General features: G+C 70.2%; 11 protein-coding genes. 1 reads left to right on the forward strand and 10 read right to left on the reverse strand.

Going from position 1 to position 16246, the window contains the following annotated elements:
• Window positions 1-4 precede the first annotated feature (4 nt).
• The 6 genes from AC1RL8_RS27210 to AC1RL8_RS27235 form a co-directional block, all read right to left on the reverse strand.
• Entirely contained in the window at window positions 5-1666 is a 1662-nt protein-coding gene (locus AC1RL8_RS27210) for an L-lactate permease (RefSeq protein WP_492687229.1), read from the reverse strand.
• 115 nt (window positions 1667-1781) lie between these two features.
• Complete coding sequence (locus AC1RL8_RS27215) at window positions 1782-2669, reverse strand: LysR substrate-binding domain-containing protein (protein WP_062482020.1); 888 nt, start codon at window positions 2667-2669, stop codon at window positions 1782-1784.
• A gap of 182 nt (window positions 2670-2851) precedes the next feature.
• Window positions 2852-3781, reverse strand: a complete 930-nt coding sequence (locus tag AC1RL8_RS27220; RefSeq protein ID WP_159273473.1) for an SMP-30/gluconolactonase/LRE family protein — start codon at window positions 3779-3781, stop codon at window positions 2852-2854.
• Between the two features lie 202 nt (window positions 3782-3983).
• The gene (locus tag AC1RL8_RS27225) at window positions 3984-5417 is read right to left on the reverse strand and encodes an ammonium transporter (protein ID WP_492687228.1); all 1434 of its coding nucleotides are present in this window, start codon (window positions 5415-5417) and stop codon (window positions 3984-3986) included.
• A 29-nt stretch (window positions 5418-5446) separates the two neighbouring features.
• Window positions 5447-5785 carry a P-II family nitrogen regulator gene (glnK, locus tag AC1RL8_RS27230; protein ID WP_056583732.1) on the reverse strand — a complete coding sequence of 113 codons (339 nt, stop codon included), beginning with the start codon at window positions 5783-5785 and terminating at the stop codon, window positions 5447-5449.
• Window positions 5786-5855: 70 nt separating this feature from the next.
• Window positions 5856-6722, reverse strand: a complete 867-nt coding sequence (locus tag AC1RL8_RS27235) for a TorF family putative porin (RefSeq protein ID WP_062482029.1) — start codon at window positions 6720-6722, stop codon at window positions 5856-5858.
• Window positions 6723-6939: 217 nt separating this feature from the next.
• Here AC1RL8_RS27235 and AC1RL8_RS27240 point away from each other — a divergent pair, with 217 nt between their 5' ends.
• Window positions 6940-8478: a YifB family Mg chelatase-like AAA ATPase gene (locus tag AC1RL8_RS27240; RefSeq protein WP_492687227.1), complete on the forward strand. Its 1539-nt coding sequence runs from the start codon at window positions 6940-6942 to the stop codon at window positions 8476-8478.
• A 12-nt stretch (window positions 8479-8490) separates the two neighbouring features.
• On the opposite strand, the gene AC1RL8_RS27245 is transcribed toward AC1RL8_RS27240, so the two are convergent.
• Genes AC1RL8_RS27245 through AC1RL8_RS27260 form a run of 4 tightly spaced genes read right to left on the reverse strand, consistent with a single transcriptional unit; the run spans window position 8491 to window position 16245 of the window.
• Window positions 8491-10464 carry a serine/threonine-protein kinase gene (locus AC1RL8_RS27245; RefSeq protein ID WP_492687226.1) on the reverse strand — a complete coding sequence of 658 codons (1974 nt, stop codon included), beginning with the start codon at window positions 10462-10464 and terminating at the stop codon, window positions 8491-8493.
• 36 nt (window positions 10465-10500) lie between these two features.
• Window positions 10501-11226, reverse strand: a complete 726-nt coding sequence (tagF, locus tag AC1RL8_RS27250) for a type VI secretion system-associated protein TagF (protein WP_062473933.1) — start codon at window positions 11224-11226, stop codon at window positions 10501-10503.
• A gap of 1 nt (window position 11227) precedes the next feature.
• Complete coding sequence (gene tssM, locus AC1RL8_RS27255; protein ID WP_492687225.1) at window positions 11228-14863, reverse strand: type VI secretion system membrane subunit TssM; 3636 nt, start codon at window positions 14861-14863, stop codon at window positions 11228-11230.
• Entirely contained in the window at window positions 14863-16245 is a 1383-nt protein-coding gene (locus AC1RL8_RS27260; RefSeq protein ID WP_492687224.1) for a DotU family type VI secretion system protein, read from the reverse strand. Before AC1RL8_RS27260 ends, tssM begins: the two co-directional genes overlap by 1 nt.
• Window position 16246: the final 1 nt, after the last annotated feature.

Genomic DNA, 16246 nt, shown 5'->3' on the forward strand with positions numbered 1-16246 from the left:
ACTTTCAGCGGACGACCATCAGGGTGAATGGCCACACATAGGCCTGCAGCGTCACGTACAGGCCGACCAGCGAGGCCAGCGCGATCGAGTGGAAGAACACGTAGCGCAGGATGTCGCCTTCGTGATTGAACCACCGCGTGGCGGTGGAGGCCACCACGATCGACTGGGCGTCGATCATCTTACCCATCACGCCGCCCGAGCTGTTGGCCGCGCCCATGAGGTTGGGCGCCAGGCCGAGCTGCTCGGCCGCGACCTTCTGCATGCCACCGAAGAGCACGTTCGAGGCCGTGTCGGAGCCGGTCATGGCCACGCCGATCCAGCCCATGAGCGTGCCGAAGAAGGGATAGAACACGCCGGTGTTGGCGAAGGCCAGGCCCAGCGTGGTGTCGGTGCCCGAATAGCGCGTGAGCGTGCCCAGCGCGAGCATCAGCACGATGGTCATGAGCGAGTAGCGCACCATCCAGAGCGTGCGGACAAAGGTGCGCACGATCTCGATCGGGTTGTACTTCATGAACAGCGCGCTCACGATCGCCGACAGCAGGATGCCGGTGCCCGTGGCCGACAGCAGGTTCAGCACGTACACCGCGCCTTCCTTGGTGGGCGCCGTCACCACCGGCGGCATCTTCTCGATCAGGTTGTGCAGCCCGCCCATCGGGAACGAGGGCGCGAAGACGCCGTTGAGCGCGGTCTTCACCGAGGGCAGGCCCCAGATGAAGACAAACACCGAGAGGATCACCCAGGGCATCCACGCGCGCACCAGCGCTTCGCGGCTGTGCACGACGATGGCAGCCGGCGACTTGGCCTCGTGCGCGCTCACGTCCTTGCCGCGCAGCGAGGGCGAGCGCCACACGTTCTTCGGCTGCCACACGCGCAGGAACAGCACCAGGCTGGCCATCGACACGATGGCCGCGATGATGTCGACCAGCTCGGGGCCGATGAAGTTCGACACCAGGTACTGCGGCACCGCGAACGACACGCCCGTGACCAGGATGGCGGGCCACACTTCCATCATCGCCTTGCGTCCGGCGAAGGCCCACACCAGCCAGAACGGCACCAGCAGCGAGAAGAACGGCAGCTGCCGCCCGATCATCGCGGTGACTTCCATCAGGTCGTAGCCGTGCACCTTGGCCAGCGTGATCACCGGCGTGCCGAGCGCGCCGAAGGCCACCGGCGCCGTGTTGGCGATCAGCGAGAGGCCGGAGGCGGCCAGCGGCGAGAAGCCCAGGCCGATCAGGATGCCGGCCGTGACCGCCACCGGCGTGCCGAAGCCCGCCGCGCCCTCGAAGAACGCGCCGAAGCAGAAGGCGATCAGCAGCAGCTGGATGCGGCGGTCTTCGGTGATGCCCGAGAGCGAGTCCTGCAGCACCTTGAAGCTGCCGTTCTGTTCGGCCAGCTGCTGCAGGAAGATGATGTTCAGCACGATCCAGCCGATCGGCAGCAGGCCCGTGAAGCCGCCGAAGAGCGCGGCGCGCCCGGCCATCTCGGCCGGCATGCCGTAGGCGAACACGGCGACGGCCAGCGCCGCCAGCAGGCCGAGGCCGGCGGCGATGTGGGCCTTGATGTGGAAAAAGCCGAGGCACGCAAGCATCACCACCACCGGGATCGCGGCGAGCGCGGTGGAAATGATCATGTTGCCGAACGGGTCGTAGATCTGCTGCCAGGTCATGCGTTGTCTCCGGGGAGGCTGTTGTTGTGCCCCGCACTCTAGGGAGAAGCGCGCCGTCCGGATTGAAGGTTTTTTGCCCGGACCTTGATAAAAATTTGTCGGGCCGGCGTGTCGGTCAGTGCAGCGTCTGAACGATCCAGTCGACGAAGGCCGCGCACTCCCAGCGCTCCAGCGTGCCCGGCTGCCAGCAGATGTAGTGGCGGTGCGGCGAGGGCACGGGCCGTTCCGACAGCGCCACCAGCCGGCCCGATTCGAACCAGGCGGCGCCCAGCTTCTGTCGCACCAGCGCCACGCCGAAGCCGCTGGCGGCCGCGTCGTAGACCAGGCCCAGGTCGTTGAACTGCGCGCCCAGGTGCGGCTCGGGCTGGTCGATGCCGCAGCTCGCGAACCAGGTGCCCCAGGGCTCGAGCGGGCTGCGGATCAGCCGCGCGCTGGCGATCTCGGCCGCGGTGCGAAAGCCGTCGAAGGGCCCGAACTCGTTCAGGTAGCTCGGGCTGCAGGCGGGCACCACGTCCTCGGCGATGAGCAGGCGGTGCTCGCAGTCGGCGTACGCGCCGATGCCGTAGCGCACCTGCAGGTCGGTCTGCTCGGCCGTGACGTCGAGCAGCGGGATCGACACGTGCAGCGCCAGCTCGATGTCGGGGTAGATGTTGCGAAAGAGCTCCAGCCGCGGCATCAGGAACTGGCGGCTGAAGGTGGGCGTGACCGCCACGCTCAGGCGCGGTGCGCGCAGCGCCGCGTCACGGCTGCCGGGCGTGGCCTGCTGCAGCGCGGCCAGGCCGACGCGCACGTTCGCCAGGTAGGCCGCGCCGTCGGCCGTGAGGCTGAAGTCGCTGCGCCCGAAGAGCTTGAAGCCCACGTGCGCCTCGAGCTGGCGGATGCGGTGGCTCACGGCGCTGGCCGTCACGCACAGCTCGTCGGCCGCGCGGCCCGCATGCCGCAGGCGCGCGACGGCCTCGAAGGTCAGCAGGCATTGGATCGGGGGGATGTGGTGCAGGGCCATCCGCGGGGCAGCCGGAGAGCTCAGAAGGCGTGAATGAATCCGGCGTGGCCGAGCAGCCCGCCCAGGCGCGCCCCATCAAGGCGCAAAGCGCAGCCATAGCTCGGGCTATGGCGAGCATTTGCAACGCCGAGGGGGCGTGTCTGGGCGGGATGAGCGGACATGGCGGGTTCGTTCACGCCTTCTTAGTCTTCGAAGAAGCTGACCGGCAGGCCCGGCGTGTCGACGCGCATCGAGAGCACGGTGCCCGAGGCCGGGCGCTGCACCAGCTCGTCGGCCGGGCGGCCCTTGCGCCCGCTGGTCACGAACAGGGTGCGCAAGTCGTCGCCACCGAAGCAGGGCATGGTCGGGCACTGCACGGGCACCGCGATGGCGGCCACGCGCTCGCCCGTGGGCGCAAAGCGCAGCAGCTGCGCGCCTTCGAACATCGCGACCCAGTAGTGGCCGGCGGCGTCGACGGTGGCGCCGTCGGGGCGGCCGTCGTAGTGCGTGGGCGTGCTGGGTACCCAGCCCGCGGGCTTGGGGTCGAACTGCTGGAACACGCGCGCATGCGACAGCGTGTTGGCCTCGGCATCCCAGTCCCAGGCACGCACCACGTGCGCGGCGGTGTCGGCCCAGTACAGGGTGCGGTTGTCGGGCGAGAACGCCAGGCCGTTGGCGGTGGTGACGTGTTCCAGCATCGACGTGATGGTGGGCGAGACGTCCCCCGGCCGTGCGTCGAAGCAGTAGAGCGCGGCGTTGGCGCGGTCCTTGGCCTCGTTGAGCGAGCCGGCCCAGAAGCGGCCGAGCGCGTCGCACTTGCCGTCGTTGAAGCGCATGGTGCGCACGTCGTGCTCCGCGCGCGCCATCGCGACGAGGCTGCCGCCCCATTCGCGGGCCCGGTAGATGCCGTCGCGCAGCGCGATCACGAGGCCGCCGCTGCGTGCCGGCGCCATGCAGCCGGGCTCGGTGGGCAAGGCCCATCGCTCGACCGTGGCCGTGGGCGAACCGATCTCGCCGCGCGTGCGCAGCACGGCGCGGCCCGGGATGTCGAGCCAGTAGAGCGCGCGTTCGTGCGGATGCCAGAACGGCGATTCACCCAGCTCGCAGAGGCTGTCTTCGATGGAGGTCCACATGGTGGGGCGATTGTGCCCCCGGCCACGCGGGCCGCGGGCAAAAAAAAGCCCGCTGACGCCGAAGCGCTCGCGGGCTGAACATCCAAAGGAGACTCGCCTGAAAAAACCGGGAGTGGTTGTTCTTCTTTGTATCGAAAAGGGTGGTGGTCTTTGAAGCGCGGGGGCCGGCGCCGTGCCGGACCACCCGCTGTCTGTGTGCGAATCAGCGGTTGTAAGCCGTTTCGCCGTGCGAGGAGATGTCGAGGCCTTCGCGCTCTTCTTCTTCCGACACACGCAGGCCCAGGGTCAGGTCGGCGATCTTGTAGGCGATGAAGGCGACCACGCCGGACCACACGATGGTGAACAGCACGCTCTTGACCTGGATCCAGACCTGCGCGCCCATCGAGAAGGTGTCGGGCGTCAGGCCGCCGGTGCCGCCCAGGCCCTTGGCAGCGAACACGCCGGTCAGGATGGCACCCAGGATGCCGCCCACGCCGTGCACGCCGAACACGTCGAACGCGTCGTCCGCGCCGAGCATGCGCTTGAGGCCGCCCACGCCCCACAGGCAGACCAGGCCGGCCAGCAGGCCCATCACGATCGAGCCCATCGGGCCGACGAAACCGGCGGCGGGCGTGACGGCCACGAGGCCGGCGACAGCACCGGACGCGGCGCCCAGCATCGAGGCCTTGCCCTTGTGCAGGCTCTCACCCAGGATCCACGACAGGGCCGCGGCGGCGGTGGCGAGCACCGTGTTCACGAAGGCCAGGCCGGCGGCGGCGTTGGCCGCACCTGCCGAGCCGGCGTTGAAGCCGAACCAGCCGACCCACAGCAGCGAGGCGCCGACCATGGTGAGCGTGAGCGAGTGCGGCGTGAAGGCTTCCTTGCCGTAGCCCACGCGCTTGCCGACCATGTAGGCACCGACCAGGCCGGCGATACCGGCGTTGATGTGCACCACGGTGCCGCCGGCGAAGTCCAGCGCGCCGTCCTTGCCCAGCAGGCCGCCGCCCCACACGATGTGGGCCATGGGCACATAGCTGAAGGTGAACCAGATCACCGAGAACAGCAGCACGGCCGAGAACTTGGCGCGTTCCGCGAAAGCGCCGACGATCAGCGCCACGGTGATGGCCGCGAAGGTGCCCTGGAAGGCGAAGAACACGTATTCGGGAATCGTGGTCAGCGCGCCGAAGGTCTCCTGCGTGATGCCCTTCATGAAGATCTTGTCGAAGCTTCCGAAGAAGTTGCCGTCGCCCGTGAAGGCCAGGCTGTAGCCGTAGATGGCCCACAGCAGGCTGATGAGCGAGAAGATCACGAAGACCTGCATCAGCACCGACAGCATGTTCTTGGAACGGCCCAGGCCGCCGTAGAACAGCGCCAGGCCGGGAATGGTCATCAGGATCACGAGCAGGGTCGAGGTGAGCATCCAGGCGGTGTCGCCGGAGTCGACCTTGGGCGCGGGGGCGGCGGCCGGTGCGGCGGGCGCAGCTTCGGCAGCAGCGGGTGCTGCAGCCGCTGCAGGCGCGGGCGCAGCCGCGGCAGGTGCGGCAGGTGCCGACGCAGCCGGTGCCTCAGGGGTGGCGGCGGGTGCCTGGGCCAGCGCCGAAGTACCGGCGACGAGGACGCTCAAGCCGAGCGCAAGAGAGACAAGAAGTTTTTTCATAGTCGTTGTTCTTTCGGGCCAGGACTCGATCAGAGGGCTTCGCGACCCGTTTCGCCGGTGCGGATGCGCACGACCTGCTCGAGGTTGTAGACAAAGATCTTGCCGTCGCCGATCTTCCCGGTGCGCGCGGCGCCTTCCACCGCCTCGATCACGCGGTCGACCAGCTCGTCGGAGATGGCCGCCTCGATCTTCACCTTGGGCAGGAAGTCGACCACGTACTCGGCGCCGCGGTACAGCTCGGTGTGGCCCTTCTGGCGACCGAAGCCCTTCACTTCCGTGACGGTGATGCCCTGCACGCCGATGGCCGAGAGCGCTTCGCGCACCTCGTCGAGCTTGAACGGTTTGATGATGGCTGTGACCAGCTTCATGATGAGTTGCTCCTTCTGGATGGATGAAAGGCGGCGCGGCAACGTGGGCCGCGCCTGGTTGTTGTGTCGATTACAGCGTCTTCGTCAGCGTGAGGATGAAGCGTGCCTTGTTGGGCGAGTAGTAGGTGGTGCCGAAGGTGCCGAAGTCGGGGATCTCGATGCCCGGGTAGGCCACGACCTGGTAGTTGGACTTCTTGTTGGCGCCCTGCACCGAGCCGGTGAGCGTCAGGCCGCTGCCGAAGTCGTAGGTGGCGCCGATGTTGTAGTCCACGTAGCTCTTGTAGCCCAGGCTGCGGATGTCGCTGGACATGTTGGTGAAGCCGACGGCGGCCTTGAGCGTGACCTTGGGCACGATCTCCTTGCTGTAGGCCAGGTTCAGGTAGCCGGTGTTGCGGCCCTTCAGGCCCGAGCCCGTCTTGGCGCCGGCGTAGCCGAAGTAGTCCTTGGACACCGTGTGCGAGTACTTGGCCGTGAACGAGCCGAAGCTGTCGTTGGCGTAGGTGGCGCCCACGTACAGCTCGGTGGTGTTGCCCACCGAGTTGCCCGGGTAGATGTAGGTGAGCGCGCCCACGTCCATGTCGACCGGGCCGGCCTTGAACTTGTAGCCGCCGTACAGGTCGCTCTCGATGCTGTTGCCCTTGAGCCAGTTGACGCTGGAGTTCCAGTTGCCGATGTAGAAGCCGCTGTCGCCGAAGGCGTAGTCGAAGCCGCCCTGGATGGCGGGCTTGAAGCCCTTGGTCTTGGCGTAGTCGTTCTTGCCGATCATGTCCTGGTCCTGGCCGCGGAACTTGTAGTTCGTGGTCAGCGAGACATTGCCCGTGAGCAGGGGCGCGGGCGCCGGAGCGGCGGCGTCGGCGGCCTGGGCCATGGCGGCGCCCGAGGCGGTCAGTGCAGTGGCCAGAACGATCAACGCCTGGGCGGCGGTACGGTGCGTCATCAGGGAACTCCTCGCAAGTGTGTTGTTGGACCTGAGCACCCTCAAAGCAGGGAGCGTGCCAAACTGCACGAATACCGCCCCGGCCAGAGGGCGCAGGTGTCCGGCGATGAGCGCCAAATCGTTACAAGCCCTGTTTCCGGCAGTTGCACACGCTTGCACGCTGCACGGTCCTGGGCTTGCACGTCGCAGGCGCACCAACTTGGGGAAAGGGAGAAAAATGAGTCTGTCTTTGGTGCAAAGCCGCGCCTTGCTCGGCCTGGAGGCCGCCGCCGTCACGGTCGAGGTGCATCTGGCGAACGGCCTGCCGAGCTTCACGCTGGTCGGGCTGGCCGAGACCGAGGTCAAGGAGGCGCGCGAACGCGTGCGCTCGGCGATCCAGAACGCCGGGCTCGAATTTCCGACCAACAAGAAGATCGTCGTCAACCTCGCCCCGGCCGACCTGCCGAAGGATTCGGGCCGCTTCGACCTGCCCATTGCCCTGGGCATCCTCGCGGCCAGCGGGCAGATCGAGAACGCCCGGCTGGCCGGCCATGAGTTCGCCGGCGAGCTGTCGCTGTCGGGCGAACTGCGCCCCGTGCGTGGCGCGCTCGCGATGGCCGTGGCCACCTACACGCAAGGCACGACTGTGCGGCTGGTGCTGCCCCTGGACAGCGCCCAGGAGGCCGCGCTGGTGCCCGGCGCGCAGGTGTACGGCGCCAAGCACCTGCTCGACGTGGTGCGCCAGTTCGTCGCCAGCGGCGGCGGGCCGGTCGATGCGAGCGACGACGGCTGGACCCGCGTGCGCGCCGCGTCCGGCGACGGCGCCCCGCGCTATGCCGACCTGGCCGACGTCAAGGGCCACACCGGCGCCAAGCGCGCGCTCGAGATCGCCGCGGCCGGTGGCCACAGCCTGCTCATGGTGGGCGAGCCGGGCTCGGGCAAGTCGATGCTGGCACACCGCTTCGCCGGCCTGCTGCCGCCGATGAACGTGGACGAGGCGCTGGAAAGCGCGGCCATCGCCAGCCTCGACGGCCGGCTGGCGCCCGAGCGCTGGATGAGCCGGCCGACGGCCACGCCGCACCACACGGCGAGCGCGGTGGCGCTGGTGGGCGGCGGCTCGCCGCCCCGGCCGGGCGAGATCTCGCGCGCGCACCACGGCGTTCTGTTTTTGGACGAATTCCCCGAGTTCACGCGCGCCGCCCTCGAAGCGCTGCGCGAGCCGCTGGAGACCGGCACCATCACGATCACCCGCGCCGCCCGGCGCGCGGAGTTTCCGGCGCGCTTCCAGCTCATCGCCGCGATGAACCCCTGCCCCTGCGGCTACCTCGGCTCCACGCTGAAGCCCTGCCGCTGCACGCCCGAGCGCGTCGCGCGCTACCAGGGCAAGCTCAGCGGCCCGCTGCTGGACCGCATCGACCTGCACATCGAGGTGGCGGCCGTGTCGGCGCCGCAGCTGCTCGATGCGCCGGCGGGCGAATCGACCGACAGCATCCGCGCGCGCGTGGTGGGCGCACGCGACCGCGCGCTGCAACGCCAGGGCCATGCGAACCAGGCGCTGCAGGGCCGCGCGATCGACACGCACGCCGTGCTCGACGGCCCCGCCCGCCAGCTGCTGCAGCAGGCGGCCGCGCGGCTGGGCTGGTCGGCGCGCAGCACGCACCGCGCACTGAAGGTGGCACGCACCATCGCCGACCTCGCGGGGCAGGACGCCGTGCAGGCGGCGCACGTGGCGGAGGCGGTGCAGTACCGCCGCGCATTGCGCACCGGCACGCCCTGACGCGCCGCCCTCTTACTTGAACTCGTGGCTCACCACCGGTGCGGACTTGCTGTCCTGCACCGTCACGCGCTGGCGGTAGGCCGTGAGGTCGCCGTTGCGTACTTCGATGGTGTAGATGCCGGGGCGCAGCGGCAGCGACTTGAGCGGCGGGCTCACGCCGCGGTCGGCGCCGTCGACGAAGACCTGGCCCCAGGGCCGGATGTTGAACTGCACACGCCCCATGCCGGGCGCCGCGGCCGGCGGCGGTGGCGGGGCCGGCGGTGCGCCCGCGATCACGGTCGGCACGGGGTTCGTGCTGCCCGCGGCGGGTGGCGGCGGTGACTGCCGGTTGAGCTGGGCGATGGCGTTGCGCGCCTCGCGCGCATGCAGGCCGCGGCGGTGGCGCCGCAGGTAGGCCTCGTAGCCTTCGCGGGTGTTCTCGGCCTGGGCCAGGTTCCAGTCTTCCACCTCGGCGACCACGGCGGGGTCGGGGGGCGGCGGCGCTTCGGGTTGGGCCGGTTGTGCGGGCGGTGCGGGCTGTGCCTCGGGCTCGGCCGGCGGCGCAGCAGGCGGCGTGGGCGCGGCGGCGATGGGCACGTTGTCGAGCGGGCTCAGCGGGGCGCTGGCCGATGCGGCGGGCGCGGACGCCGGCGGCGCATCGGAGGTCGCGCCGGCCGGCGGCATCGCGGCCGGGGGTGCGCCCGGATCGGACATCGGCGTGCCCGGCGGCGGCGCAGCCGCAATCATCGGATCGGACGGTGCCTTGGCCGTCAGCCGCCAACCGATCCAGCCGCCGACCGCGAACAGCGCCAGCACCAGCGCGCCGACAAGGAACCACGGCGGGCGCTTCGATGCCTTCTTCGGTCGTGCGACAGGCGACGGCGGCGCAGGCGGCGGTGGTGCCTGCACGCGCGCGGTCGCCGCTTCCACGGGCACGGGCTGCACCTCGGGCGCGGGCGGTGGTGCGTCCTCCACCGGCTCCGGCGCGGGCGGCTCCTGCGGCACGGGCGCCGCGACGGGCACGGCAGCAGCAGCAACCACCGCAGCCGGCGGCGCCGCCCGGTCCACCACGTACAGGTCACCCAGCTTCACCAGCCCCAGCTCCGCCGCAAAGGCCGCCACCGTCTGCGTGCGGTCCTTGCTGTGCACGGCCAGCGTGTGGTCCACCGCGGCGCAGAAGGCCGGGCTCAGGTCGTCGCGGTCCATCGACGACAGCGGCACGTAGGCGTCCTGCACGCTGCGCACCACGGCCGAGGGCGGCGGATGGCCGGTCACCGCGCGGTACAGCACGGCACCCAGCGCATAGAGGTCGGTCCACGCGCCCTGCAGCAGCGTGTTGTCGTCGGCGTACTGCTCGATCGGCGAGTAGCCCGACTTCACCATCACCGCGACCTCGTCGACCAGGTCGGCAATCGACTTGCGCGCGGCGCCGAAGTCCAGCAGCACCGGGCGGTCGTCCTGCTGCTGGATGAAGATGTTGTCGGGCGCGATGTCGCGGTGGAAGCACTGGCTGTGGTGCAGCGTGTCGAGCGCGCCCAGCAGCGGCCCCAGCATGCCCAGCAGCCAGGACTCGGTCAGCGTGGCCGGCTCGCTCTCGGCCAGCTGGCGCAGCGTGCGGCCCTTGTACAGCTGGATCGCCATGTAGGCGGTGGAGTTGGCCTCCCAGAAGCGATGCACCCGCACCAGCGCCGGGTGGCTGAACTGCGCCAGCGTGCGCGCCTCGTTGATGAAGCTGCGCAGCCCCGCTGCGAAGGTGGCGGTGAGCCGCTCGGAGCGCACGTGCACGCTGTTGTCGCCCACGCGGCGCGCGAGCATCGAGGGCATGTATTCCTTGACCGCCACCTCGCGCTGCAGCGAGTGGTCGTAGGCGCGGTAGACGATGCCGAAGCCGCCCTCGCCGATGACTTCGAGCAACTCGAACTCGTCGAGCCGGTGGCCCGTGCCGAGGGGATGGGGGCGCTCCTCCTGCGGGTCGGGCGTCGCGCTAGGGCTGGCGGGCGTCGTCATGGGGTGTCTCTTCTTCCTGCGGGTGGGTCGGGCGCGTCAGGCCCATGGCACGTGGCCTTGCGAAAACAACTGGGAAAACAGCGGCGTGTTGAGCCCGCCGCCGTGCGCCGCGGTGCGCAGCGGCGAGCCGTCGGCCTGGTTGGTCCACCAGTAGCTGGTGCCGCCGAAGGGGTCGAAGCACAGCGGCAGTTCGGGCCAGCCCAGGCGCTGCTGCGCGCTCGCGCCGCGCGCACCGTTGGCAGGGCCGGCGGCCGCGCCGAGGATCGAGAGGATGTCGTCCGAGCCGCCGCTGGCCGTGCGAAACCCCGTGCGCCCCGCGGCCAGCACCTGGCCGTCGAAGAGGTCGGGCGCCACGCCGTGGCGGATGGCCTGCAGCAGCGCGCTGCCGCACTGCCAGTACCACGCGGCCGAGCCTTCGAGCAGCGCGGGGTGGTAGCGCGCCGCGTCCACCTGCAGCGCCACGCAGGCCGGGTAGTAGCGGCCCACGCGGTCGCAGCTGGGCGCGATGCAGCCCAGCTGCACCGCGTTCACGCCGTGCGTCGCGGGGATGGCGAAGTTCCAGACCGGGGCCACCGCGTAGTGGCGCGTCATGGCGTCGGGCCAGCGCTTGAAGCTGCCCAGGCCGTTCTGCATCCAGCGGTCCCACCAGGCCTGCAGCTCGCGCGGCATGCGGCGGTAGAGAAAGTCGCCGGCCGACGGCAGCTTGCCGTACCAGCCGATCTGCTCGTCGAGCGGCGACCAGGCGTGCGGGGGAGGCGTCATCCTAGGATTTCCCGGGGCAGGAGAAGCTGTTCATCTGCGACAGCCGCAGCGGGTTGTAGACGCTGTTGGCCGTCACCGCGAGCACCACCTTCTTGCCTTGCAGGTCGAAGGTCGCGTTGAACGACTCGGGCGTGCGCCCCGACGAGATCGAGGCCTTGTCGAACAGCCGGTGCAGCGCCCACGGCCCTTCGGTCACGATGCCGCCGGCCGGCGTGCCGTTGGCCACCGTGACCTGCAGCCGCACCTGGTTGCTGTTGCGCGGGCCGGGCCACTTGATGCTGCTGGGCGCCTGCGGGCCGTGGGCGTAGCGCACCGTCTGGCCGTCGATGTCCAGCGTGAACTGCGTGAGCGTGGCGTCCATGTCCTCGGGCCGGATGTCGAGCGTGAACGAGGGCGTGCGCCCGCCCGCCATGCCCGTGAAGAACACGTCGCGGATCGCCTGCGCCTTCTGGAACGCATCGAGGTAGGCCGAGCGCCCCGACGCGCTGCCGTCCACGCCGCGCTTGAAGGTCCACGGGTTGACCGAGGTGTCGACCTGCGAGGCGAGGTTCTTCTGGAAGAAGTCGTCCATCATCCCGCCGGGCGCGAACAGCTGCGCGAAGTCGCCGGCCGCCACGTCGCGGTTGGAGCCGCGCGCGAACGGATAGCGCCCCGCGATCGCCTGGCCGCAGAACTGCCCGATGGTGGCGGCCGCGTTCTGGCCGATGTTCTGTCGCGTCACCGCCGCGGCCTTCGACGACGCGGTGGCCGACAGGTCGTTCAGCATGCCCTGGAACGGCACCGGCAGGCGCCCTGCTTCGGCCTGCAGCTTGGTCACGGCGTCGCCGGGCGGCGGGATGTTGCCGCTGCGCAGCGCGGTGTCGGTGGCGGTGAGGAAGGTGTACAGCTCGTTGATGAGCGCGGCCGTCTGGTCCAGCGGCGTCTGGCCGCCGGCCTTGGGCGCGGTCACCATGCGCCGCAGCGGCGCGAAGTGGTTGTCGACCAGCGACTCGGGCCGGTCGGGCGCGGTGTTGCGGCGCTGGCTGCCGTCGGGCTGGCCGATGAGCTGCTCGATGCGCTCGCGTGTGCTGGTCACGCGGTTCTGTGCCTGGTCGAGCAGGCTGCGTGTGGCCTCGTCGTGGTTGCGCAGCAGGTCGGTCTCGCGCGCCGCGCCGCGGATGAGGCGCGACATCGGCGACTCGCCGGTCGACAGCACGCGCGTCATCTGGATGCTCTGCAGCAGCGACTTGCTCTCGGCCAGCCGGATGTCGGCCAGGTACTCGTCCCAGGTGCGGATGTAGTCGCTGAGGTACAGGCGCCGCACCTCGCGCAGCAGCAGCTCGCGCGAGGTGATGTCGGCGATGCCCGGCGCGCGGATCTGCAGCACCCAGCGGTCTTCCTGCTCCAGCGCCAGCGTGGTCTCGGCCATGCGCTTGTCGAAGATGTCCCAGTAGCCGCGGTAGGTGAAGAGCGTGGGAATGCCGTCGGTCAGCGGCTTGCCGCTGGCGCGCCGGATCACCAGCGCCGACTCCGCGCCGCCCGCCTCGGCGATGGTGAAGGCGTTGGGCGCGCTGGTCTGCAGGAGGATGCGGCGCAGCCGCGCGTACGAGCGCTGCGCCAGCGGCACGCCGGCCAGGCGCTCGCGCGTCTGCGCGATGAGCTTGTCGTCCTTGGTGAAGGGCGAGCTCACGACGCGGTCGGCGAACAGCGTCTTCAGGTGCGCTTCGAGGTTCGTGCGCTGCTCGCGCGTGAGCGAGGCGCCGATCTTGCGGTCGACGTCGGTCAGCAGCCAGGCCTGCAGAAAGTCGGCGTCGTAGCGCTCGGGGTCGTACAGCATGAGGTAGGCCTTGAGCGCCTCGTAGCTGTATTCGGCATCGAGCTTCGCGGCCTCGCGCAGCGACTGCTCCACGCGTTGCGCGGCCTGCGGCAGCAGCACCGTCTCCAACGCGCGCTGGTACACGCCGTCGGTCGCGGCCTGCAGCTTCTCGCCCTGGTAGAGGCCGAAGCGGTAGCCCACGGGCGGATCGCCGATGTCGAACTCGGCCGATTTCGGCAGGTCGCGCAGGCGGTCGAGGATGAGCAGTGAGCTCGCGATGTCGCCGCTCGAATCGACCACCGTCGGCAGCTCGCCGCGCGCGGCGGCCTTGTTGAAGGCCTTGGCGTTGCCGTCCACCTCGGCCACGTAGGCCTTGTTGTGGCGCCAGCTGTTGGCCCATGCGCCCAGCAGCACCACCGCGAGCACGCCGACCAGCGCGTAGCCCGCCAGGTCGATGGCGCGGCGCCGGCGGTACCAGCGCAGGTTGGTGCCGGCCACGCCCGCGTCGCGGAAGATCACCTGCTGCAGCAGCTCTTTCAGGAAGTAGCTCTTGCCCGGGCCCGGCGGCGGCGCGGGCGGCGCGTTCACCTGCAGGTAGCGCTTGATGGCGCCCATCACGCGGTCGAAGGCCGTGCCCTCCTGCGTGCCGCTGGTGAAGTACACGCCGCGCAGCAGCGGCGCCACCTCGAACTTCGACGGGTTGAACACGTCGGCCAGGAAGGTGCCCAGGATGTCCTCGAAGCTCGCGAACTGCTGCGGCAGCAGGTAGGCCTGCGCGCGCCGCATCGGGTCGGGCTCGGTCGCCATCAGCTCGGGCAGGCGCTCGTCCAGGTGCTGGTGCAGCAGCTTGTATTCCTGGTGAAAGCGCTCGCGCAGGTCGGCCTTGGCCGGGTCGGCGGGGTTGCCCTCGATGGGAAAGGTGAAGCCCCACACCTGCTGGCGCTCGGCGCGGCCCAGCGAGCCGAAGTACTCGTTGAAGCCGGCCAGCAGGTCGGTCTTGGTGACCAGCACGTACACCGGGAAGTTGATGCCCAGGTCGTTGCGCAGCTCGAGCAGCCGCTTGCGCAAGGCCATGGCGTGGCGCGCGCGCTGCGCGTCGTCGGCCAGCGGCAGGTCGGCGATGCTGATGGTGAGGATCGCGCCGTTGATCGGCTGGCGCGGCCGGAACTTCTTGAGCAGCTCGATGAAGCCCTTCCACTCGCCCTCGTCGGTCTCGCGGTGGCTCTCGTGCGTGGTGTAGCGCCCGGCCGTGTCGATGAGCACGGCCTCGTTGGTGAACCACCAGTCGCAGTTGCGCGTGCCGCCGATGCCGCGCACCGCGGCCTTGCCGAGCTGGTCGGCGAGCGGAAAGTCAAGGTCGGAGTTGACCAGCGCCGTGGTCTTGCCCGAGCCCGGCGCGCCGATGAAGATGTACCAGGGCAGCTGGTAGAGGTACTGCCGGTCGAACAGCGCGAAGCGCCCGGCCGCCTTGCCGCCGGGGCCCGGGCCGAAGCGCATGTTCTTCAGCACCGCGGTGGCGTCGGCAAAGCCGCTGTGCAGCTCCTTGATCTCGGGCGCCTCTTCGGGCTTGGCTTCCTTCGCCTTGGGCGACGGCGTGCGCAGCTGGTGCAGCAGCTGCGCGTTCAGGCGGCGCTCGCGCCACTTGCGGTAGGCCACGCGCACCAGCCACACGCCGAACATCAGCGCGATGACCACGATGCGCACGAACTCGCCTTCGAGCGGCCGGTAGCGGCCCACGGCGATCACCGGGCCGATGACCCAGATCAGGAACGCGAGTGCGACCAGCCCGAAGAAGACCCAGAGGTCGCGGCTGACGAGAAAACGGAAGAGCGCGCGCAGCATCAGCGGGTTCCTCCTTGTGGTGGTTGCTGCCGGGGTTGCGGCGCAGACCCCGGCACCGGCACGCCCGCCACCGGCGCCACCAGCAGCGTCACCTCGACACGCCGGTTGCGCGCGCGGTTGGCCGCCGAGTCGTTGGGCACCAGCGGATCGGCGTCGCCGCGGCCTTCGGCGCGCAGCCGCTCGGGCCGGCTCAGGCGCGTGGCGATCATGGCTTTCACCGCATCGGCGCGCGCCTGCGAGAGCTGCCAGTTGGACGGGAAGCGCACGCTGCGGATCGGCTGGTCGTCGCTGAAGCCGCTGACCAGCACGTTGCCTTCCACCGCGTTGAGCGCGTCGGCCACGCGCGCGAGCACCGGCGCGTAGCGGTCGAGCACGCGGTCGGAACCCGAGGCGAACAGGCCGTCGCCGCGCAGCACCACCACGCTGCGGTCGGCCTCGTCGCGCACCGTGAGCAGGCCGTCGCGGATCTCGGGCTCGAGAAAGCGCTGCAGGCGCGGCTGCGCCGCGGGCACCGCCACCGCGCGCTGCGTCTGCGGCAGGCGCACCGCGTTCACGGCCGAGAAGGCGCCGTCGGAATGGCCCGCGAGGTTGAAGGTGAGCACCGCGAACACCAGCACCAGCAGCACCGCCGCCACCGCGCCCACGGCCCACACCGGCAGCCAGTGGCGCGTGCGGCGCACGGGCGCGCTCGCGTCCTGCCAGTGCGGCGACAGCGGCACCGCGATTTCGCCGCGCGCCTGCCGGATGATCTGCAGCAGCCGCTGCTTGAGCGTCTCGAGTTGCGAGCGCCCGTTGTCGATGACGCGAAAGCGCCCCTCGAAGCCCATCGCCAGGCAGAAGTAGATGAGCTCGATGAGGTGCAGGTGCTGCTGCGGGTTCTGCACCAGGCGCGACAGCAGCTGGAAGAACTTCTCGCCGCCCCAGGTCTCGTTGTGGAACATCACGAGCAGGCTCTGCGACGACCAGATGCTGCCGCCCCACGGCGTGAGCGCCGCGGCCTCGTCGACCGCGGTGCACAGGCAGTAGCGCGCGCCGATGATCACTTCGGGCGCGATGCCCGCCTGCTGCGCGCGCGTCTCGAAACGACGCACCTCGTCGACCAGGTGCTCGCGCAGTTGCGCGGGCGACGGGTGGTGGCCGGTGGCGCGGATCTGCGGGATCAGGTCGAGCAGCGGGTTGGCCGCCGCCACCAGCGGGTTGTTGCCCGCCAGCGCCGTGTCGCCCGCATGCGGGCGCCGCGCGTCGTGCCACGCGGTGAAGGCATCGGGCTGGGGTTGCTGCTGGGGTTGCGGCCCCGGGCCGCTGTGCGTGGTCGCGCCGCCGCCTGGATTGGGCGGCACGAAGCCACCCGGGCCGACGGCCATGTCATTGGCACCGTTCATA

The organism is Variovorax sp. GW822-FHT04E09 (assembly GCF_058800845.1).

Bases quoted from the DNA above. Each gene is read 5' to 3' on its own strand.
- AC1RL8_RS27210 (WP_492687229.1), bottom strand. From the start codon at position 1,666: ATGACCTGGCAGCAGATCTACGACCCGTTCGGCAACATGATCATTTCC.
- AC1RL8_RS27215 (WP_062482020.1), bottom strand. From the start codon at position 2,669: ATGGCCCTGCACCACATCCCCCCGATCCAATGCCTGCTGACCTTCGAG.
- AC1RL8_RS27220 (WP_159273473.1), bottom strand. From the start codon at position 3,781: ATGTGGACCTCCATCGAAGACAGCCTCTGCGAGCTGGGTGAATCGCCG.
- AC1RL8_RS27225 (WP_492687228.1), bottom strand. From the start codon at position 5,417: ATGAAAAAACTTCTTGTCTCTCTTGCGCTCGGCTTGAGCGTCCTCGTC.
- glnK (WP_056583732.1), bottom strand. From the start codon at position 5,785: ATGAAGCTGGTCACAGCCATCATCAAACCGTTCAAGCTCGACGAGGTG.
- AC1RL8_RS27235 (WP_062482029.1), bottom strand. From the start codon at position 6,722: ATGACGCACCGTACCGCCGCCCAGGCGTTGATCGTTCTGGCCACTGCA.
- AC1RL8_RS27240 (WP_492687227.1), top strand. From the start codon at position 6,940: ATGAGTCTGTCTTTGGTGCAAAGCCGCGCCTTGCTCGGCCTGGAGGCC.
- AC1RL8_RS27245 (WP_492687226.1), bottom strand. From the start codon at position 10,464: ATGACGACGCCCGCCAGCCCTAGCGCGACGCCCGACCCGCAGGAGGAG.
- tagF (WP_062473933.1), bottom strand. From the start codon at position 11,226: ATGACGCCTCCCCCGCACGCCTGGTCGCCGCTCGACGAGCAGATCGGC.
- tssM (WP_492687225.1), bottom strand. From the start codon at position 14,863: ATGCTGCGCGCGCTCTTCCGTTTTCTCGTCAGCCGCGACCTCTGGGTC.
- AC1RL8_RS27260 (WP_492687224.1), bottom strand. From the start codon at position 16,245: ATGAACGGTGCCAATGACATGGCCGTCGGCCCGGGTGGCTTCGTGCCG.